The organism is Pseudomonas sp. IPO3749 (assembly GCF_013386605.1).
GTDB classification, from domain to species: domain Bacteria; phylum Pseudomonadota; class Gammaproteobacteria; order Pseudomonadales; family Pseudomonadaceae; genus Aquipseudomonas; species Aquipseudomonas azotoformans_A.
Genome location: NZ_JACARN010000043.1, coordinates 1 through 20,420 on the forward strand (window position 1 = coordinate 1; position 20,420 = coordinate 20,420).

At 62.1% G+C, this 20,420-nt stretch carries 22 protein-coding genes and 1 pseudogene; 10 read left to right on the forward strand and 13 right to left on the reverse strand.

All coding sequences use genetic code 11. From position 1 onward, the window contains the following. The 8 genes from HX812_RS17825 to pedF form a co-directional block, all read right to left on the reverse strand. Positions 1-1,113: SLC13 family permease (locus HX812_RS17825; protein WP_178949119.1), on the reverse strand; the 1,113-nt coding region annotated here is incomplete at its 3' end. A 64-nt stretch (positions 1,114-1,177) separates the two neighbouring features. Further along, positions 1,178-2,548: a hybrid sensor histidine kinase/response regulator gene (locus HX812_RS17830; protein ID WP_038846808.1), complete on the reverse strand. Its 1,371-nt coding sequence runs from the start codon at positions 2,546-2,548 to the stop codon at positions 1,178-1,180. Further along, entirely contained in the window at positions 2,532-3,695 is a 1,164-nt protein-coding gene (gene ercA, locus HX812_RS17835; protein WP_033899789.1) for an alcohol dehydrogenase-like regulatory protein ErcA, read from the reverse strand. The genes HX812_RS17830 and ercA overlap by 17 nt, the downstream gene beginning before the upstream one ends. A 104-nt stretch (positions 3,696-3,799) precedes the next feature. Beyond that, on the reverse strand, positions 3,800-3,871 hold the full coding sequence (gene pqqA / locus HX812_RS17840) for a pyrroloquinoline quinone precursor peptide PqqA (protein ID WP_010209364.1): 72 nt from the start codon (positions 3,869-3,871) through the stop codon (positions 3,800-3,802). Positions 3,872-4,105: 234 nt separating this feature from the next. Beyond that, the gene (locus HX812_RS17845) at positions 4,106-5,626 is read right to left on the reverse strand and encodes an aldehyde dehydrogenase family protein (RefSeq protein WP_038849862.1); all 1,521 of its coding nucleotides are present in this window, start codon (positions 5,624-5,626) and stop codon (positions 4,106-4,108) included. Between the two features lie 14 nt (positions 5,627-5,640). Further along, entirely contained in the window at positions 5,641-6,579 is a 939-nt protein-coding gene (locus HX812_RS17850; protein ID WP_038849860.1) for a quinoprotein relay system zinc metallohydrolase 1, read from the reverse strand. Then, complete coding sequence (locus HX812_RS17855; RefSeq protein WP_050572486.1) at positions 6,576-7,283, reverse strand: quinoprotein dehydrogenase-associated SoxYZ-like carrier; 708 nt, start codon at positions 7,281-7,283, stop codon at positions 6,576-6,578. The genes HX812_RS17850 and HX812_RS17855 overlap by 4 nt, the downstream gene beginning before the upstream one ends. A gap of 39 nt (positions 7,284-7,322) precedes the next feature. After that, positions 7,323-7,784, reverse strand: a complete 462-nt coding sequence (gene pedF / locus HX812_RS17860; RefSeq protein ID WP_038849856.1) for a cytochrome c-550 PedF — start codon at positions 7,782-7,784, stop codon at positions 7,323-7,325. A gap of 253 nt (positions 7,785-8,037) precedes the next feature. Between pedF and exaA the strand changes: the two genes are divergently transcribed. Together exaA and HX812_RS17870 are read left to right on the forward strand one after the other, a co-directional pair. Continuing rightward, entirely contained in the window at positions 8,038-9,936 is a 1,899-nt protein-coding gene (exaA, locus tag HX812_RS17865; RefSeq protein ID WP_080642433.1) for a quinoprotein ethanol dehydrogenase, read from the forward strand. Positions 9,937-10,111: 175 nt separating this feature from the next. Then, entirely contained in the window at positions 10,112-10,759 is a 648-nt protein-coding gene (locus HX812_RS17870; protein ID WP_038845081.1) for a pentapeptide repeat-containing protein, read from the forward strand. Here HX812_RS17870 and HX812_RS17875 read toward each other — a convergent pair. Then, entirely contained in the window at positions 10,756-11,382 is a 627-nt protein-coding gene (locus HX812_RS17875; protein WP_038845083.1) for a response regulator transcription factor, read from the reverse strand. The two genes, HX812_RS17870 and HX812_RS17875, sit on opposite strands and share 4 nt — an antisense overlap. A 155-nt stretch (positions 11,383-11,537) precedes the next feature. Here HX812_RS17875 and HX812_RS17880 point away from each other — a divergent pair, with 155 nt between their 5' ends. Further along, positions 11,538-12,077: a PQQ-dependent catabolism-associated CXXCW motif protein gene (locus HX812_RS17880; protein ID WP_038845085.1), complete on the forward strand. Its 540-nt coding sequence runs from the start codon at positions 11,538-11,540 to the stop codon at positions 12,075-12,077. A gap of 27 nt (positions 12,078-12,104) precedes the next feature. Next, positions 12,105-12,770: a response regulator transcription factor gene (locus HX812_RS17885; protein ID WP_038845087.1), complete on the forward strand. Its 666-nt coding sequence runs from the start codon at positions 12,105-12,107 to the stop codon at positions 12,768-12,770. 4 nt (positions 12,771-12,774) lie between these two features. Here the strand turns inward: HX812_RS17885 and HX812_RS17890 are convergent. The 3 genes and pseudogenes from HX812_RS17890 to HX812_RS17900 form a co-directional block, all read right to left on the reverse strand. Beyond that, positions 12,775-14,013, reverse strand: a pseudogene (locus tag HX812_RS17890) (hybrid sensor histidine kinase/response regulator); the annotation flags it as partial. Positions 14,014-14,149: 136 nt separating this feature from the next. After that, complete coding sequence (nosP, locus tag HX812_RS17895) at positions 14,150-15,295, reverse strand: nitric oxide-sensing protein NosP (protein WP_038845090.1); 1,146 nt, start codon at positions 15,293-15,295, stop codon at positions 14,150-14,152. Positions 15,296-15,390: 95 nt separating this feature from the next. Continuing rightward, the gene (locus tag HX812_RS17900) at positions 15,391-16,209 is read right to left on the reverse strand and encodes a shikimate 5-dehydrogenase (RefSeq protein ID WP_038845092.1); all 819 of its coding nucleotides are present in this window, start codon (positions 16,207-16,209) and stop codon (positions 15,391-15,393) included. A gap of 156 nt (positions 16,210-16,365) precedes the next feature. On the opposite strand from HX812_RS17900, the gene HX812_RS17905 reads away from it, so the two are divergent. The 3 genes from HX812_RS17905 (at position 16,366) to HX812_RS17915 (ending at position 17,437) form a co-directional block, all read left to right on the forward strand. Beyond that, complete coding sequence (locus HX812_RS17905; protein ID WP_016980060.1) at positions 16,366-16,740, forward strand: hypothetical protein; 375 nt, start codon at positions 16,366-16,368, stop codon at positions 16,738-16,740. A 228-nt stretch (positions 16,741-16,968) separates the two neighbouring features. Beyond that, the gene (locus HX812_RS17910) at positions 16,969-17,163 is read left to right on the forward strand and encodes a hypothetical protein (RefSeq protein WP_033899765.1); all 195 of its coding nucleotides are present in this window, start codon (positions 16,969-16,971) and stop codon (positions 17,161-17,163) included. Between the two features lie 91 nt (positions 17,164-17,254). Then, on the forward strand, positions 17,255-17,437 hold the full coding sequence (locus HX812_RS17915; protein ID WP_033899763.1) for a hypothetical protein: 183 nt from the start codon (positions 17,255-17,257) through the stop codon (positions 17,435-17,437). Between the two features lie 3 nt (positions 17,438-17,440). Here HX812_RS17915 and HX812_RS17920 read toward each other — a convergent pair whose 3' ends face one another. Then, positions 17,441-18,508, reverse strand: a complete 1,068-nt coding sequence (locus HX812_RS17920; RefSeq protein ID WP_010211353.1) for an AI-2E family transporter — start codon at positions 18,506-18,508, stop codon at positions 17,441-17,443. A 226-nt stretch (positions 18,509-18,734) separates the two neighbouring features. Between HX812_RS17920 and HX812_RS17925 the strand changes: the two genes are divergently transcribed. The 3 genes from HX812_RS17925 (at position 18,735) to HX812_RS17935 (ending at position 20,419) form a co-directional block, all read left to right on the forward strand. Then, positions 18,735-19,514, forward strand: a complete 780-nt coding sequence (locus HX812_RS17925; RefSeq protein WP_038845094.1) for a creatininase family protein — start codon at positions 18,735-18,737, stop codon at positions 19,512-19,514. Between the two features lie 79 nt (positions 19,515-19,593). Then, positions 19,594-19,965, forward strand: coding sequence for an RNA polymerase subunit sigma-24 (locus tag HX812_RS17930; protein ID WP_038845096.1), 372 nt, complete (start codon positions 19,594-19,596; stop codon positions 19,963-19,965). 37 nt (positions 19,966-20,002) lie between these two features. Further along, positions 20,003-20,419, forward strand: coding sequence for an organic hydroperoxide resistance protein (locus HX812_RS17935; RefSeq protein ID WP_038845098.1), 417 nt, complete (start codon positions 20,003-20,005; stop codon positions 20,417-20,419). Position 20,420 lies beyond the last annotated feature (1 nt).

The following is a 20,420-nucleotide window of genomic DNA, read 5'->3' on the forward strand; positions in this document are numbered from 1 at the left end:
ATCCAACCCCGTGTGCGCCACCACCGCAGCCCCCAACCACTGCCCCGCCTGGGTGGTCAACAGCGCCGTGCCCAGGCTGATGCCCACCCCGAACACAATCACCGTGCCCCACGGAATCCGCGACTGCACATCCTTCCAGGTCATCACGCCGATACCCGGCAGCAACAACAACACCAACCCCGCGTACGTGGTCGAGGTGGTGTCAAAACTGTGCAAGCGCCCTTCCGTGGCCCAGGCCAGCAGCAACATCACCGACACCGTCAACAGGCGCTTCTGCGGCCCGGTCATCGGCCCGATATCTACCAGCGATTGCGCCACCGCTTCTTTGCCACCGGGAATGCTGTCGGTCTCCGGCGGCAGCAATTTAAGCACGAGGAACAGCAACACCGCCGACATGATCAACGCCCACGGCGCCCCCGCGATCAGCCAGTCGATCCACGACACGCGCTGGCCAAGCATCTTGTCCATGAAGCCAACGGTCAGCAGGTTCTGCGCGGCGGCGGTCTGGATGCCGACATTCCAGATGCTGGTGCCCTGGGCCACCACGATCATGATGCCGGCGGCGATGTTCGAGCGTTTGTCCACGCCGAACGCAGCGATCACGCCCATCATGATCGGCACCACGCAAGCACTGCGCGCCGTGGCGCTGGGCACCACCAGGCTGAGCAAAATAGTCACCGCAATCGCCCCCAGCAGGATGCGTCGGGTGCTGGTGCCGACGCGGCTCAGGGTGACCAGGGCGATGCGCCGGTCCAGGCCGGTGTGGGTCATGGCGGCGGCGATAAACAATGCCCCCGCCACCAGCGCCAGCGCCGGGTTGGAGAAGCCGGTCAGCGCCATGCTGATGGCCGGGCTGGTGCCAATCAAATGAGTGGAGTCTTGCAGCGACGGCGCCGTGCCGAGCAGAAAGGCCATGAGCGAGGTGATCATGATCGCGCTGGCTTCATAGGACACCGCTTCGGTGATCCAGACCACCACGGCAAACGCGAGGATCGCCAGCATGCGATGCCCGGCCACCGGCAAGTCGGCGGGCAGCGGCAACAGCAGCACGCCGGCCATCACCAGCACGGCGATCACCAGGCCCAGGGGTAATTTGTAGGATGCCGCGCTCATCGGGTGCTCCAAGGCTCTAGATCAAGTCTTGAGCATGGGGCAAAACCATCTGGGACCTGTTGACCTAGGCCAATAACTGACTCAACACCGCCCGCAACTTGCCGGGTTTGACCGGTTTGTTCAGCAACGGTGCGTCCAGGCGGCGCAACGCACGGCGGCATTGGTCAGTGCGATCAGCCGTGATAATGACCGCCGGGATGTTGCAGGCAAAATGCTCGCGCAACTGCTTGACCACCGCACAACCCACCACCCCATGGTCCAAGTGGTAATCCGCCAAAATCAACTCCGGCGCCCTGCCCTGCAAGGCCAGCAAAGCACCGGCCTGGTCGGTGGCGGTGACCACTTCACAGCCCCATTGCCCGAGCAGCGCACGCATGCTTTCGAGGATGCTCACCTCGTTGTCGATCACCAGCAAACGCCGCCCCGGCAGCGGATTGCCGGTGGTCGGTTGCACCGGCAATTGGCTGATCGGCAACGGCATCTCATCACTCAACGGCACTTCGATGCTGAACATCGAGCCCCGCCCCGGCCAGGAACGCACAGCGATGGGATACCCCAGGATCTCGGCGATCCGCTCGACAATCGCCAACCCCAGTCCCACGCCTTTGCGGTCGGAGGCGCGGCCGACATCAAGCTGGTTGAACTCCAGGAAGATTGCCTGCAGCCGGTCCGCCGCAATCCCACGCCCGGTGTCCCATACTTCCAGGCGCAAACGATCGCCGCGCCTACGGGCACCCAACAGGATGCAGCCATCGTCGGTATAACGGCAGGCATTGCTGAGGAAATTGCGCAGGATCCGCGTCAGCAGCCGCAGGTCGGTGCTGATCGCATAACGCCCGGTGTGCACCCGCAGGTTCAGCCCGGTCGCCTGGGCCACTGACTGGAATTCCGAGACGAGCGGCGCGAACAGTTCGTCGAGGCGATACAGCGCCACATCCGGTTTGACTGCCGCCTGGTCGAGCCGCGAGATATCCAGCAAGTCGGTGAGCAAATCCTCGGCGCCTTCCAGCGCCTGGTGCGTGCGCTCCACCAGCACCTGCTCGACACTGGGCAACTGCCGTTCACGCAACGTGGCGATCAACAGCCGTGCGGCATTCAGCGGTTGCAGCAGGTCATGGCTGGCGGCGGCCAAGTATTTGTCCTTGCTGCGGTTGGCGGCCTGGGCGGCGTCGCGGGCGTCGCGCAGGTCCTGTTCGATCTGTTCGCGCTGGGCGATCTGCTGTTGCAGGTTGTGGTTGGCCTCCAGCAGCTCATCGGTGCGCGCTGCCACGCGTTGCTCCAGTTCGTCGTTGAGACGGATATAGCGCTTGCGCTCGGCCTCCAGCTCATCCAACCGCGCGGTGAGTTCCGGGTAATGGCTCTTGCGGGCCGACTGGTCGCTGAGCCCCAGCAGCCCCGCGAGCGCGCGCTGCTGGTCGTCAGAGAGCTTCGCCATAGACGACCTCGACATCACGCTGGCTCGACTCCCTCGGGTTGGTGAGGATGCACGGATCGCCCATCGCATGCTGGGACAGGAACGGAATATCCGCCACGCGCACCCCATGCAGGCCGAGGGTTTCGTGGAAGCCGATGGCGTGCTTCAGCGCGATCAGGTGCTCCACCAGTCGCCCGCAGATCTGCCGGTGATTGAGGCCGCGACAGTCGATGCCAAAGGTCTCGGCAATCACCTTGAAGCGCTCCGGCGCCGAGCTGTAGTTGAACGCCACCACATGCTCGACCAGCACCGCGTTGCACAGGCCGTGGGGCAGATCGAGAAAACCACCGAGGCTGTGGGACATGGCGTGCACCGCGCCGAGGATCGCATTGGAAAACGCCAGCCCCGCCTGCATGCTGCCGAGCATGATTTTTTCGCGCAGGGCAATGTCCGTGGGGTTGGCGATCATCTGCACCAGGTTGCCATTGATCAGGCGCATCGCTTCCAGCGCATGGGGGTCGGTGAGCGGGCCATGGCCGGTGGAAACGAACGCCTCGATGGCATGCACCAGCGCGTCGATGCCAGTGCAGGCAGACAGGAACGGGTCCATGCTGGCGGTGGTTTCCGGGTCGATCAGCGACACGTCCGGCACCACCGCCTTGCTGACGATGGAGAACTTCATGCGTTCCTGCTGGTTGGATATGATCACGAACTGCGAGACATCCGCCGAGGTACCGGCGGTGGTGGGGATCAGGATCAGCGGCGGGCTGGGGACGCGAAGGGTGTCGACGCCCTCGAACTCAAGAATGCTGCGTCCGTGGGCCACCACAATGCCAATGGCCTTGCCGCAGTCCATGGGGCTGCCGCCGCCGATGGCGACGATCACGTCGCAATGGTTTTCGCGGTACACCTCGGCGCCGGTCATTACCTCTTCGACACGGGGGTTGGGTGAAACGGCGCTGTACAGGCAGTAGTCGATGCCGAGGGCTTGCAGGCTGGCCTCCACATCGGCCACCCAACCGGCGGCGATCACGCCGGGGTCGCTGACCACCAGCACTTTGCGCGCACCGAAGGTCTTGGCGTAGTTGCCGACGTTGTGCCGGCAGCCGGCACCAAAGATGATTTCAGGCGAGACGAATTTACGCAGTTGGCTCAGGGTCTGGCTCATTGGAAAGCCTGTTTTTATTATTTTGGAAGAATGCGCTCCACACTAACCGATCCGTCTACGAATGCAATCAGACCAAAGAGGCATCCTTCCAGCAGCTCCCGCGATCAGCGGCTAGCGAAGTACATGGTGACTTCGAAGCCGATACGCAGGTCGGTAAACGCAGGTTTGGTCCACATGGGGGCAGTCCTCTTGTTGTGCCGGAGGGTTCCGGTATAGGCATTAATGCATGTGAGGTTGAGAGGGCGAATACTACTTTCGAAGTAGCGAAGACACTGCATTAGTCGCGAATGTACAGAAGTCAAAATGTGGGAGCGGGCTTGCTCGCGAATAGGGTGTGTCAGCCACATATAGGTTGACTGATCCACCGCTTTCGCGAGCAAGCCCGCTCCCACAGTTTTGACCGCGTTGAATCAGAAGAAGCCCAGCGGATTGATGTCGTAGCTCACCAGCAGGTTCTTGGTCTGTTGGTAATGGTCGAGCATCATCTTGTGGTTCTCACGCCCTACCCCGGATTTCTTGTACCCACCAAATGCCGCATGCGCCGGGTACAGGTGATAACAGTTGGTCCACACGCGCCCGGCCTTGATCGCCCGGCCCATGCGGTACGCGCGGTTGATGTCACGGGTCCACAGGCCGGCGCCCAGGCCGAACTCGCTATCGTTGGCAATCGCCAAGGCTTCGGCTTCGTCCTTGAAGGTGGTGACGCCCACCACCGGCCCGAAGATTTCCTCCTGGAACACGCGCATCTTGTTGTGGCCCTTGAGCAGGGTCGGCTGGATGTAATAACCGCTGGACAGGTCGCCCTCCAAGCGCTCGGCCGCGCCGCCGGTCAACAGCACCGCGCCCTCTTCCTGGGCGATCTTCAGGTAGGAAAGGATTTTGTCGTATTGCTGCTCGGAGGCCTGGGCACCGACCATGGTCTCGGTGTCGAGCGGGTTGCCGCGCTTGATCTTGACGATCTTCTTCATCACCTCGGCCATGAACGCTTCGTAGATCGACTCCTGTACCAGCGCCCGCGACGGGCAGGTGCACACTTCGCCCTGATTGAAGAACGCCAGCACCAGGCCTTCAGCGGCTTTTTCGATAAATTGTGGCTCGGCCTGCATGATGTCTTCGAAGAAGATATTCGGCGACTTGCCGCCCAGCTCCACGGTGGACGGAATGATGTTCTCGGCGGCCGCATGCATGATGTGCGCGCCTACCGGGGTGGAGCCGGTGAAGGCGATCTTGGCGATGCGCTTGCTGGTAGCCAGCGCTTCCCCGGCTTCGCGGCCAAAGCCCTGCACGATATTGAGCACGCCCGGTGGCAGCAGGTCGCCGATCAGCTCGGCGAAGACCATGATCGACAACGGCGTCTGCTCGGCCGGTTTAAGCACGATGCAATTACCGGCCGCCAAGGCGGGGGCGAGTTTCCAGGCGGCCATCAGCAACGGAAAATTCCACGGGATGATCTGCCCGACCACGCCCAAGGGTTCATGGAAGTGATAAGCCGCGGTGTGTTCATTGATCTCGGCGGCGCCGCCTTCCTGGGCGCGGATGCACCCGGCGAAGTAGCGGAAATGGTCGGCGGCCAAGGGCACGTCGGCGTTGAGGGTTTCGCGCACGGCCTTGCCATTGTCCCAGGTCTCGGCCACGGCCAGCACTTCGAGGTTTTGCTCGATGCGGTCGGCGATTTTCAGCAGCACCAGGGCGCGGTCCTGGGCCGAGGTCTTGCCCCAGGCATCGGCGGCGGCATGGGCGGCATCAAGGGCCTTGTCGACATCAGCGGCGCTGGAGCGCGGGAACTCGGCAATCACTTCGCCCGTCACCGGTGAAGTATTGGTGAAGTACTCACCCTTGATCGGCGCGACAAACTCACCGCCGATGTAATTGCCGTAGCGCGGCTTGAAGCTGACGATGGCGCCGGGGGTGCCAGGTTGGGCGTAGATCATGGTGAGGCCTCTGCTTATTGTTGGGTGTGGATGGGCTGCATCTGGGTGCGTTCGTAGTGGGGGTACAGGTGGGTCACGCTGCGGATCAGTTCATAGCGGCTAAGGCTGATCGCGGCGAATCGCTTGGGGATCGGGCTGCGGATCAGCTCGGGCATGTCGCTGCCCTGGGCCGCACCGTCACGCAGCAACTGGTCGAGCCAGGCGAGGTAGTCGCGCATCTGCTCCAAGGGTTTGGCGTCGCTCGCGACAGGGCCGTGGCCGGGCACAATAAGGGTCCAGGGCAAGCCTTGCAGGGTGGCAAGATCCGCCAACCAGATCGACAGCCCCGGTGAATGAGGCGTGGTGAGCGCACGCTGGTAGAACACCAGGTCACCGGCAAACAGCACGCCGGTCTTCTGGTCGAAGATCGCCAGGTCGGCACCGGTATGGCCGCGCAGCTGCAGCAGTTGCAGGTCGTGGCTGCCGAAGCTTTTCACGCCAGATTGCAGGGTCTGGTTGGGCAACACCACTTCGGTGCCGCGCATCCAGTCACCGACCATGCGGTACAGGTTCTCGGCCAGGCTGTCGCCTTGCTCATGCAATAGCTCGGAGGTGCCGGCCAGGGCGCCGATCGGCACGTCCTTGAAGGCTTGGTTGCCCAAGGCGTGGTCGGGGTGATGGTGAGTCAGCAGCACCTGGATCACCGGTTTGTCGGTGACACGGGCGATGGCCTGGCGCAGGGCTTCGCCGTAGCGTTTGGACGGCCCGGTGTCGATCACCACCACGCCAGGTTCGGTGACGATGAACCCGACGTTGACGATATTGCCGCCGTTGTCCTTGGCAAAGTTGTCGGTGCTGCCTTCCAAAAGCCAGGTGTTGTCGGCAATCAAACGCGGCTTGAGGCCGTAGTCCAACTCGGCCAGCACCGGCAGGCTGAACAGCAGCAGCCACAGCAGAATCCAGCGCTGGGTCATGGGATGGCCGCCTCGAACTGGCTGCCGCTGGTGTCGCGCAGGGTCAGGCGTGTGGGCCCGGAGCCTTCGATGTCGAAGGCCAGGTTGGGGTTTTCGCTGACCGCAGGGAACAGCGCCAGCCGCGCCAACAGTTGGTTATTCGCACCGTGCAGTTCGGCCTGGTTGATGAAGAATTCGGGAATGCCGCTGACCATGCCGTTATCCATCGGATGGGCGACTTGCAGCTTCACGCGGCTGAATTCGGCGCGCGGGTAACGCCCGCCGAGCACCTCGCCGAGGTGGTCTTCCCAACCGGATTGGGTGCGCACCACGCTGGGCGCCGTGCAACCGCCGCCGCTGGCATCAATCAGGGTCGAGCCAACATGCCACAAGCCATCACGGGTCAGCACCGCCGCGCGTAACGGCGTGGCCTGTTCGATGCGAATCCGTATCGACAGCCACGGCAGCACGCCTTCCATGGGCTGGAAATCGACGATCTGCGGCAGCGGATTCAGCTCGGCCCAGGCGAGGATCTTGACCACGTCACCCTTGAAGGCTCGGGCGTCGATTTCCAACGGCACCTGGCGTGCGTCCTCGGCGAACGGCGGCGCCAGGACCTTCACCCGCTCGTCGAACACGAACGGCGCGTTGTCGAGAAAACGCTGGTGATAGTAGGCCCACATCACCGAGGGCACCGGGTCGACAGGCGCGCCCCAGGCCAGCATCGGCAAACAGCATACCCACCACCCGCGCAGGCCCACGGCTTACTCCTCGACGTGCACGCTGTCGAGGTAGGTACGCACCGCCCACAGGGCTTCCTGGCTCAGGTAATCGGCCATTTTCGGCATGTACACCCGGCCATCGCGCACGGCGCCGTGGCGTACACGTTCCACGAACCACTCATCCCCGGCGTCACCGGCGTCGAGCATGCGCAGGTCGGGGGCGATGCCACCGGATTTGGCTTCCAGGCCATGGCACGCCGCGCAGTTCTGGTTGTACGCCGAGGCGCCGACTTCGACGGCCTTGTCATGCTCGGCGGTGGTGCGATACGGGTTGGTGGCGGCCCAGCCATCGGCGTCCAGCGGCACGCCGGCGTCCTTGATCGGGGTGAGGCCTTTGGTTTCCACGGCGGTGGGCGTCACGTTGCCATGGGCCCAGACCGAACCGGTATTGATTGCACCGGCGAGCAGGCAGGCGGTGATCAAGGCGTTGCGTTTTGTTGTCATTATTTTTCCCTCAGGAGTGCACGCAAAACCTCTTGGCAGAGGCTATGGCGACCATCTTAGGAAGCCCCCGGCAGCGCCCGTATGCTGCTTTGGTGGGCGGGTTCTCATCCGTTGGTAGCAGGCCTTGTGGGGCACTGCTAAATCAGAGGCGGTTCGGGAAATTGTCCCGGCAACACCGGGACTTTTTCCGTATTCGCCAACCCAGCCAGGCAGCAACCTGTGCAGGCCAAAACCTCCACTGGGAACTGCAACCATGACAATAAGATCGCTACCCGCCCGCTCACCGCTAAGCCTTGCCGTGCAAGCTTTTGTGCTGGTGGGCAGCCTGTGCCTCAGTGCTGCGAGCTTTGCAGCCGCCGAACCTGCCGTCGCCAAGCAAACCCGTAATGTCACCTGGGAAGACATCGCCAACGATCACCTGACCACCAAGGACGTGCTGCAATACGGCATGGGCACCAACGCCCAGCGCTGGAGCCCCCTGGCCCAGGTCAACGACAAGAACGTGTTCAAACTCACGCCGGCCTGGTCCTATTCGTTCGGCGACGAGAAACAACGCGGCCAGGAATCCCAGGCCATCGTCAGCGACGGTGTGGTCTACGTCACCGGCTCCTATTCCCGCGTGTTCGCCCTCGATGCGAAGACCGGCAAACGCCTGTGGACCTACAACCACCGCCTGCCCGACAACATTCGCCCGTGCTGTGACGTGGTCAACCGCGGCGCGGCGATCTTCGGCGACAAGATCTACTTCGGCACCCTCGACGCGCGCCTGATCGCCCTCGACAAAAACACCGGCAAAGTGGTGTGGAACAAGAAATTCGGCGACCACGCCGCCGGCTACACCATGACCGGCGCGCCGGTGCTGATCAAAGACAAGGTCAGCGGCAAGGTGCTGCTGATCCACGGCAGCTCCGGCGATGAATTCGGCGTGGTCGGCCAGCTGTATGCACGCGACCCGGACACCGGTGAGGAAGTCTGGATGCGCCCGTTCGTGGAAGGCCACATGGGCCGCTTGAACGGCAAGGACAGCACGCCGACCGGCGATGTGAAGGCGCCGTCGTGGCCAGATGACCCGACCACCGAAACCGGCAAGGTCGAAGCGTGGAGCCACGGCGGTGGCGCCCCTTGGCAGAGCGCGAGCTTCGATGCCGAGACCAACACCATCATCGTCGGTGCCGGCAACCCCGGCCCGTGGAATACCTGGGCGCGCACGTCAAAGGACGGCAACCCCCACGACTTCGACAGCCTCTACACCTCGGGCCAGGTCGGCGTCGACCCCAGTACCGGCGAAGTGAAATGGTTCTACCAACACACCCCGAACGATGCCTGGGACTTCTCCGGCAACAACGAACTGGTGCTGTTCGACTACAAGGACAAGGACGGCAAGGTCATCAAGGCCACCGGCCACGCCGACCGCAACGGCTTCTTCTATGTGGTCGACCGCAACAACGGCAAGCTGCAGAACGCCTTCCCCTTCGTCGACAACATCACCTGGGCCAGCCACATTGACCTGAAGACCGGCCGCCCTGTGGAAAACGAAGGCCAGCGTCCGGCCAAGCCGCTGCCGGGTGAAACCAAGGGCAAGCCGGTGGAAGTCTCGCCGCCGTTCCTGGGTGGCAAGAACTGGAACCCCATGGCCTACAGCCAGGACACCGGTCTGTTCTACATTCCGGGCAACCAGTGGAAAGAGGAATACTGGACCGAAGAGGTCAACTACAAGAAGGGCTCGGCGTACCTGGGCATGGGTTTCCGCATCAAGCGCATGTATGACGATCACGTCGGCACCTTGCGGGCGATGAACCCGACCACCGGCAAGGTGGTGTGGGAGCACAAGGAACACCTGCCACTGTGGGCCGGCGTGCTGGCAACCAAGGGCAACCTGGTGTTTACCGGTACCGGCGACGGTTTCTTCAAGGCCTTCGACGCGAAAACCGGCAAGGAACTGTGGAAGTTCCAGACCGGCAGCGGCATCGTCTCGCCGCCGATCACCTGGGAACAGGATGGCGAGCAGTACATCGGCGTCACCGTTGGCTACGGCGGCGCAGTACCGCTGTGGGGTGGCGACATGGCCGAGCTGACCAAGCCGGTGGCACAGGGTGGGTCGTTCTGGGTGTTCAAGATTCCGAGTTGGGATCAGAAAACTGCCCAGAAATAACCCATGGAATATGCGGGGGCCGCCTTTTGTGGCGAGGGAGCTTGCTCCCGCTGGGCTGCGAAGCGGCCCCGGCATTCCTCCTGTGGCACTGCGCAGCCAGGTTTACGACTGCTGCGCAGCCGAGCGGGAGCAAGCTCCCTCGCCACAGGTACCCCGCCACCTTCGAGGTTTTGTGATGAGATATCTGCCGTTGTTACTTCTACTGTCCCTACCCTTCGCCCACGCCGACGACGGCGACGACGCCGCCCTGATCATCAACGGTTGCACGCTTGCCGAGCACAGCCAATGCCCCGGCGCCAATCTCAGGGGCGCCAACCTGCGCAACCAGAACCTGAGCGGCATGAACCTGGCCGGTGCCGATCTGCGCGATGCCGACTTGCGCCACGCCAACCTGGACCTTGCCAACCTGGAAAAAGCCCAATTGCAAGGCGCCAACCTGACCCGCGCCAGCCTGCAACAAGCCAACCTGCGCCTGGCCGACTTTACCGGCGCCACATTGATGGCCGTGCAAGGCTGGGGGATGTTTGCCCAGGGCGCGCAATTTGAAAACGCCAACCTGAGCGCCGCCTACCTGCAATTTGCGCGGTTGTCGGGGGCAAAAATGCACAAGGCCAACCTGCGCGCGGCCGACCTGGAAATGACCTGGCTGAGCAAGGCTGACCTGCAAGGCGCCGACCTCAGCGACGCCAACCTACAAGAAGCCAAGTTCGGTGAAAGCAACCTGGAAAAAGCCACCCTGAGTGGCAGCCGCCAGCACTATGCCAACTTTCAAGACGCGAATATGGAGGGCTGCAAGGACTGCCCCACCACCTGGGACCGTTAACCGGCGACCCGCACCACCCCCATGTCGATGCCCAGGTGCACCAGTTCGGCATGGGAACTCACCTGCAACTTGCTCTTGAGCAAGGTCAGGTGGTTGGACACGGTCTTGGTGCTGATACTCAGCTGGGCCGCAATCGAACGGGCCGGGGTGCCCTTGGCGAGCATCAGGAAAATCTCCAACTCGCGTTGGGTCATGCTGTGCAGACGGCGATCGGTGGGGTGATAGGCCAACTGGGTGGCCAGGTCCTGTTCGATATAGGTGTGGCCATCGAGGATGCGCTCTACGGCTTCAAGCATCACCGCAGGCGAAGCGCGCTTGGTGAGATAACCCGACGCGCCCGCCTCCAGAGCCTGGCGCACCAGGGGCAGCTCGGCATGCTGGCTGAAAAACAGCACACGTAATTGCGGCAGGCGCTGACGCAGGCGGCGGGTGGTTTCCAGGCCGCTGATACCGGGCAGGCCAAAGCCGATGATCACCAGGTTAGGCACTGCCTCATGCACCCGCGCCAGGGCCTCTTCGCCGCTGGCCGCTTCGCGCACGTACACACCCGGCAGGCCGCTGCGCAACAGCCCGGCATAGCCCAGGCGGACCACGGCGTGATCGTCGACCAACAGGATGTTCATAGCGGCCTCCAATGCCAGTGCTTGCTGTGCATGCTAGAACCCGAGGGCCTGCGGCGACCTACTACTTTGGTACTGGTTTTGCTGTCTATCGTCGCATTCCCAAGGCAGCGGGACTCGCGTGTAATGGGCGCATAACGATAAGGATTGGACCCGCCATGCTGCCCGCTCGACTGCCCCTTGCGGCACTGTTGTGCCTGTTCATCAGCCACGTACAGGCCGACACCCCATTGTTTTCCGCCGAGGGCTACCGCACCCGCCTGTATCGCAGCCCTACGCCCGATCATCTGGCCGGCGTAACCATTGTCGACACGCCAACCCTGCAGACACTGCTTAACCAGACGCCCGCACCGGTACTCATCGACGTGTACCGCCGCCCGTGGCTGCAAGGCCGCTTCATCGAAGACCAGCCCCACGCCAACCTGCCCGGCAGCCACTGGCTGGCCAATACCGGCGACGGCGACCTCACGCCCGAATGGCAGGGCTACTTCGTGCGCCACCTGTATAAATTCACCGGCGGCCAACTGGCACGCCCGCTGGTGTTCTACTGCCGCTCCGATTGCTGGCTGAGTTGGAACGCGGTAAAACGAGCCGCCAGCCTGGGCTATACCTCTGTGTATTGGTACCGCGACGGCTTGGACGCATGGGAAGCGGCAAAACTGCCAGTGATGGCTGCGACACCCGAACCCTTTGAATAAAAAACCACAACAAGAAGGTGAACGGCCATGTACAAAATTTTGATTGCCGACGATCACCCGCTGTTTCGCGAGGCGATTCATAACGTCATCAGCGACGGTTTCCCCGGCAGCGACGTGATGGAAACCGCCGACCTGGACAGCGCCCTCGCCCTGACCCAGGAACACGACGACCTCGACCTGATCCTGCTGGACCTGAACATGCCCGGCATGCACGGCCTCAACGGCCTGATCAACCTGCGCAACGAGGCGCCGACCATCCCGGTGGTGATCGTCTCGGCCGAGCAGGACAAGCAGATCGTGCTGCAAGCCATCACCTACGGTGCCGTGGGTTTCATCACCAAGTCATCACCGCGCCTGCAAATGACCGAAGCCATCCAGCAGATTCTCAACGGCAACGTGTACCTGCCGCCGGACATCATCCGCACCCAGAAAAATACCGGGCAACGGCGCATGCACGACAGCCCGGGGTTTGCCCCGGAGCTGCTGCAGGCCCTCACGCGCAAGCAGTTGCTGGTGCTGGAACGCATGACCAAGGGCGAGTCGAACAAACAGATCGCCTACACCCTGGAGATTGCCGAGACCACGGTGAAGGCCCATGTGTCAGCGATTCTGCGCAAGTTGAATGTGCATAATCGGGTACAGGCGATACTCAGTGCCGGGGATATTGATTTCGGCTCGTACCTGCGTCGCTGAACCCTCAGGGTCGACTGAGCAGGTGACACATGGCGGTCTTGAGCTTCATCGGCCGCACCGGTTTGTGCATCAACGTATGCCCCAACTCACGAATCTGCTGCTTTAACTCGTTGCTGTAGTTCGCCGTGATCATCATCGCCGGAATCGCACGGCCGCGGCGGGCGTTGATCCGCGCCACGGCATCCACGCCGTTCTGGTCGTCGTCGAGGTGGTAATCGGCAATCAGCAGGTCCGCCTCGGCATGGTAGTTGTCTACCTGGCGCGCCAGGTCCTGTTCCGACAGCGCGGTGATCACCCGGCAGCCCCAGCCTTCGAGCAAGGTGCGCATGCCGGCGCAGATTGCCGCGTCGTTATCCAGCACCCACACCCGCGCGCCTTGCAGGCGTTCGAGCATCGGCTCGCTCATGCACGGCGCCGGCAATGACTTGGGCGCGGTGGCGCTCAACGGCACTTCTACCGAAAACATCGAGCCCTGGCCCGGCCAGGATTTGACGCTGATCCGGTGGCCGAGGATGCCGGCGATCTTTTCCACGATGGCCAGGCCCAACCCCAGCCCGCGATCCTGATCCGGACGCTGCACATCGCCGCGCTTGAACTCCTGGAAAATTTCCTCCAACCGGTCTTCGGCAATGCCCATGCCGCTGTCCCACACCTGGATCAACAGGCGCTGCTGCTGGCGCCGACAGCCCAGCACCACACGGCCCTTGTAGGTATAGCGAAGCGCGTTGCTCAGCAGGTTGCGCAGGATCCGCGCCAGCAGCTGGATGTCGCTGCGCACCAGCGCCGAGCAGCCGATGAAGTGCAGTTCAAGCCCCTCGCTGCGGGCCAATTCGGTGTATTCGGCGGCCAGGTTGTCGAGCAGTTCACTCAAGGCGAACGGCGCGATATCCGCCTTGATCACCCCAGCGTCCAGCTTGGAAATATCCACCAGGGTGCCCAACAGGTTTTCCACGTCTTCCAGGGAGTTACTCACATTACGCACCAGGGTTTCGCTCGGGCGCTCCAGCAAGGCACTGGTGAACAGCCGCGCCGCATTCAGCGGTTGCAGCAGGTCATGGCTGACGGCGGCCAGGAACTTGGTCTTCGACAGGTTGGCCTGCTCGGCCTCCCTTTGCGCCGCCACCTGCTGCTGGCACAAAGCCTCAGCTCGCAGCCGGGCGTTGATCAGCAGGTGGTTGCTGGCCTTGAGTTCGGCCATCGCCTGGTTCAACGCGTCGGTGCGTTCGCGCACTTGCTCGGCCAGCACCACTGAATGCTGGAAGATGGTGTAGGGGTTATTGCCCTGGGTCATGCCGGACTCGATGCGCTCGATCAGCGCCGCGTTGATCCGCATCAGCTTGTGGTTGTCCTGTTGCAGCCGGGTCACTTGAGCGGACAGGTCAACGCCGGCCTCGGGCAATGGCGACCCCGGTGAAGGTCTGGTTGATGTGCATGCCATTGAACTGTTCTCCGTAGGTGTTGAAGCCCATCACCCGTTGGTCGCGCAAATAAGCACCGATCGGTTCCAGCTGGCCGGTGTCTTCCAGCTCCAGGCGGCGCAGGAAGCAATCGCAGCCGATGGTCAGCAACAGGTCGCCAAGGCGCGCTTGCAGGCCGTCGAACAGGCCTTTCAGGTTGGGCAGGATCGGGCCAGGCTGCATGACGGTGAGCACGATGCCGTTTTCCACCGCGCAGTAGAAACTCAGGCTGAGGTCGGCGTGCACCTGCTGGATCGAGCGCACGTAATACTGGTCGTGAATGCGCACCGCCAGCGGGTGGGCGGCGAAGACGCGGTGATCGAGGTCGGCCACGGCCACGCCGATATGCCGTGCGTACTCTTCGGCGGCTGGCTCGGCGTTGAGCTCGAAGACGCGACGTGACGGGCTGTCGGCGCCGGTGACCACCAGTTTTTCCGTGCGCGGCAGGATGTGGTGGGTGGTGAACACCTCGAAATCCAGCCAGGTATTGACCAGCACCACCACCGCCGCACCGCTGTGGAAAACACCGTTGAAGTACACGTGGGTGTGGGTGAGGAAGTTGTCGTCACCGGCCGAGCCGCCGAAGTGCGGGATATCGCCCAGGGCGGCACTGAGGGCGGCCAGCACCATTTCTTCACGGCTGGAAAGGCCATCGAGCAAGGTCAATGCAAAGGTATTGCCCTTGATCGGTGCCAAGGTATTGCTGCGGCAGCCGCCGACCAGGCGCTCGACCATGTCCTGGGCGTTGATCAGGCTGAAGTGTTCTACCTGGTCGATGAGTTCGGTGGCGATTGAAAAGTGCGCGTGGTTGAAGCCCACGGCCGTGATGCAATTGCGCCCATAACCGTGAGCGGTGATCTCGCCGGCGCTGGTACAACCCACCACGCGCACGTTGCCAAAGCATTGTTGCAGCGCCTGGCCCAAGGCCTGCAAGTCATAGGAGGCCGAGCAAAAAAACAGCACGAAACCCAGGTACGGATGCAACAGCTGCCGGGCCAGCTCTTCGGCGGCCTGCCCGGCATCCGAGGCCTGGGACATGGCACTGACTACGCCTTCACTGTTGTGCATCGTTGGCTCCCCCTCTGAAGCACCAGTTTACGAAGCGCCAGGGGGGAGACCTATGCTACTTGGGTACTGGGTCGGGGATGCGATGGGATGAGGCGTCAGGCACGGGCAAAGGCCACGGCTTTCTCAAACTGCTCCGGGGTCGGACGCACTCCGGTGTAGAGCACGAACTGCTCCAGGGCCTGGATGGCGATCACTTCCAGTCCAGTAATCACCCGCTTGCCCTTGGCACGGCCACGCACGATCAGCGGTGTTTCGGCGGGGATCGCTACCACATCGAATACAGTCTCGGCAGAGTCCACCGCCTCTGCATCAAACGCCAGTGCGTCCGCTTCAGCGCCGCCGGTCATGCCGATGGGAGTGACGTTGATCAGCATTTGCGGGCGCAGGTCACCCAGTTCGGCCAACCACTCATACCCCAGGTTTTGCGCCAATGCCCGGCCTGCGGTTTCGTTGCGCGCCACGATCACGCCATTGGCGTAGCCGCCATCGCGCAAGGCACTGGCTACGGCCTTGGCCATGCCGCCGCTGCCGCGCAGGGCGAAGGTCGAGTCCTGCGGGACCGCGTGCTTTTTCAGCAGTTGTTCGATGGCGATGTAGTCGGTGTTGTAGGCCTTGAGGTGCCCGTCGGTGTTGACGATGGTGTTCAGCGAGTCGATGGCTTGAACCGAATCGTCGAGTTCGTCCACTAAGGCAATGGCGGCTTCCTTGAACGGCATGGAAACCCCGCAACCACGGACGCCCAGCGCGCGGATACCACCGATCGCACCGGGCAAATCCTGGCTGCTGAAGGCCTTATAGTAGAAGTTCAGACCCAACTGCTCGTACAGGTGGTTATGAAACCGCAGGCCGAAATTCCCGGGGCGCGCCGACAGAGACATGCACAGTTGGGTGTCCTTGTTGGGGTGCATCTGCATGGATAACTCCTTTGAGTAAGCAATTGGGTACAGACCTTACACAACCTTTACCTAGCGGCTGTGCTGTTTTTCAGAAATACGTTGTCTTAAAAGTATCCCCGCGACATTACTTGAGTCTATTGATTGCAGACCACAAGCGCTGGGGCTAACCGAGGAATGACCATGATTCGTACAATCCCCAAGATCGCCTTGCTGGTTGGCGCACTCGCGATGGCAGGCCAAGCCTCCGCCCACGGTGGTGGTTGGGGTGGCCCGGCCGTATTGGGTGCTTTAGTCGGCGCAGCCGTCGTGGGCTCCGTGGTTGCCAGCCAGCCGCGTGAGGTCTACGTGCAGCAGCCGGTGTATGTGCAACCACAGCCGGTGTATGCCGCGCCGCCACCGGTCTACTACGCACCGCCACCACCGGTGTATGTGCAGCAGCAGGTGTATTACCGCCCGGCGCCGGTGTATTACGGCCCGCCGCGTGGCTATTACGGTCCACCACGCGGTTACTACGGCCCTCCCCACGGCTACTACGGTCGCGGCTGGTAATCGGATCGTCTGAAAAAACAGGCCTCGCAGCGTTGCGGGGCCTTTTTTTGCCTGCAAAGTCCGGATTCAGGCCGTCAAGGTCGCTCTGAGGACAATGCCCGGCGCGCAATCGCACATCATCGACACCAATGTCTACTTGCCCGAACCGGCCTTGCGCTGTCATGTTTGTGTCACGACATACTTCCACTATCGATCCTGTCCACCCAATAACAACAAGGACGACTGACCATGCCCACGCAAAACCCGCACCGCACCGCTGGCCTTTGTACGTCCAGCAAGGTCTACAGCGCCCTCACCGAACTCAAGCACCTGGAAGGCCATCGCAGCGCCAAATTCCTCGCGCTGCTGGCGGAAAATCTGGTGCGCAAGGGTTTGCTCAGTGAGCAGGAAGTGGTGCACATGCTCGATCAAGTGGTGGACTGACGCCTCGCGTCGATGTCGACTATCGAGACAGGTGATTTTTCCTGCATCACCCCACCCCGTAGAGTGACCACCATAGCGATTGGAGGTCCTTATGCACACTGTTCAAATCATGTCCGTCATCGGCAGCGCCGTTCCCGCCCCTCTGCGCAAGCTGGGTCTGCTTGCCTGCTGGTACCTGGTACGTGATGGCGAAACCATCAGCGGCCCGCTGACATCCCTGTCCGACGCCGAAAAACAACTGCAACACGCCTCGAATTTCAGGCTCCACGCCTGAGGTTCACGGTAATGGCAACTTGACTCGCGGCTTGCTCTCCACAAACAACGCCCAGCTGGACATGAACAAAGCCGCCACCAACGGCCCGATCACAAAGCCGTTCAAGCCAAACACCGACAAGCCGCCCAGGGTCGAGATCAGGATCAGGTAATCCGGCATCTTGGTGTCCTTGCCCACCAGGATCGGCCGCAGCACGTTATCCACCAGGCCAATCACGAATACCCCAAACAACGCCAGCACCACGCCTTGCCAGATGGCGCCGCTCAACAGGAAGTAGGCAGCCACCGGCCCCCACACAATCCCCGCGCCCACCGCCGGCAACAGCGACAGAAACGCCATCAGTACCGCCCAGAGCAATGCACTGGGAATATCCAGGAACCAAAAGATAAGCCCGCCGAGCGCACCCTGTGTCACGGCCACCAGCACATTGCCCTTGACCGTGGCCCGCACCACACGATTGAACTTGAGCTGTAACCGGCGCTTCTGCGGCTCGGCCAACGGCACCGCCGTGCGTACCTTGCGCACCAGCTCCGGGCCGTCGCGCAGCAGGAAATACAACAGGTACAGCATGATGAAAAAGCTCACCAGGAAATCAAACGTGCCCTGGCCGAAGCTGAACGCCTGGGTGGCAAAAAACTGGCTGCCCTGCATCGCGCTCTTGACGATCTTCTCGCGCAAGCCTTCCAGGTTGCCCATGCCGAAGCGGTCCAGCAGGTGCTGGAAGTACGGCGGCAACACATTCTTGAACTGCTCGATATATCCCGCCACATCCAGCTTGCCGCTTTCGATGTTCTTGTAGAGCGTCGCACCTTCCTGCACCAACAAGGCACTGGTGATGATCACCGGCAGGATCGCGATGATCAGGCAGGCACTCAAGGTGGCCAGGGAAGTGAGGTTGCGGTTCCAGCCAAAGCGCTGCTGCAGGCGCCGCTGCATCGGGGCAAAGATGATGCCGAGGATCACCGCCCAGAACACCGCGCCGTAGAACGGCAGCAGTATCCAGATAAACGCGATGGTCACCAGGCCGAGCAACAACAGCAAGGTCTTGAATTGCAGGTTGGTTTGATTCATGTCCGGTCCATGTCAGAAAAGCAGAGGTCCCTTGTAGGCCCTGTTGCTTAGTCCGCAGCGAAACCTGGGAGTGCCCTCGGTTATTGAACAAGCATAGACCCGCCCACAGCGCGTGGATCGACACCATCGTGCAATGTCCGCTGCCCCTGCCCCGTGATGAGATTGGCGTGCACTTGCGACACTCCATCACGCTCCCACCGGGGCTCTGTCGAACAGAGAGGCCATCATGCTTTTACACATGTCCACCTGGGCTGAAATCGAGCAATTTCTTGAACGCAGCCGCACCATCGTGATTCCCATCGGCTCCAACGAGCAGCACGGGCCCATTGGCCTGCTGGGCACCGATTGGATGTGTCCGCAGATCATTGCCCACCAGGCGCAGGAAACGGCGGATATTCTAATCGCCCCCACGTTCAATATCGGCATGGCCCAGCATCACCTGGGGTTTGCCGGTACCATCACGCTGCGCCCATCGACGTTTATCGCGGCCATCGAGGACTGGGTGCTTTCCCTGGTTGCGCACGGTTTCGAGAAAATCCTCTTTCTCAATGGCCATGGCGGCAACATTGCCTCGATCGAAGCGGCCTTTTCGCAACTGTATGCCCGCGCCAGTTTCGCCAGGCAACCCGCCGGGTTCGCCTTGAAACTGAGCAACTGGTGGGACCTGGAAGGCGTTGGCGCACTGGCTAACCGACAATTCCCCACCGGCCACGGGATCCACGCCACGCCGTCGGAGATTGCGGTGACTCAATGGGCCTACCCGGACGCGATCAAGTCGGCGGCCTATTCGCCGCAAATCGCCAATTCCGGGCCGATTCGCGAGGCCCATGACTTCCGCGCACGCTTCCCGGACGGCCGCATGGGCTCGGACCCGGGCCAGGCAACACCGGAAAAAGGCGGTGAGTTGGTCAGGCTGGCGGCCGAAAGCCTGGTGCGCGAGCTGGAGGCATTCAGCCATGAATCAACACCGCTCGGCCCGGTCAACGCCTCGACTAACAACTGCTAACACCGCCTAACTGGTGGCCAACGCGGCCAGGCATCACTCTTGAATCTCACCACCGTCAGCATTCAAGAGGGATGCAACCATGACCGAAGGGTATCGCGGCAATTGCCTGTGCAAGGTGGGCCGTCTCGGCAATGAGAGGCTGTGCACATTGATGGTGCATGTGCTCAATGGTGACCGAGGCGCCGTGCGGCGACTCTCGGGCAACGTCACACCGTTGTTGGTGGCTTTTTATGAGGGCCAGGCACAGGCCGGGCGCATCCGCCATGACAACATCCAATCCCTGGTACGTGAAGCCTTCCTGGCCGTGCTGGAAAATGCCGCAGGCTACGACGCTGCCACACCGTTCCGAGCCTGGTTGCTGGAGATCGCCCGCACGACGCTGCTGGGATATCTGCCCTCCACCAGCGTCCCCCCTCTGCTGAATTCGCCATCTATCCAGTGGGCAATTTGACTCTTCCGCTGCCGTCGGTTTTTCCCAGGACATGCCCATGCTGAGCATCGAAAAAATTCTGTATTCCGGCCACACCTCTACCACAGGCGGTCGAGAGGGCGCAGGGCGTAGCGAGGACGACCGGCTGGATATCAAGCTCTCCCCGCCCGGCGCTCCGGGGAGCGGCACCAACCCCGAGCAACTGTTTGCGGTGTGCTGGTCGGCGTCGTTCCTGGCCGCACTGCGTCATGCCTGCAATGCCCGGAAAATCCTGTTTCCGGCCACGGCGGCGATTGAGGCCCAGGTCGACCTGCTGCACGGCGCACAGGGTTTTTTCTTGCAGGCGCACCTCAGCGTTTCGTTGCCCGAGATAGAACCCGAGGTAGCCCGGCAATTGATTGAAGCGGCCCACCAGAACTGCCCCTACTCCAAAGCCACACGCCGCAACATCGACGTCAACTTCACCCTGAACTGAG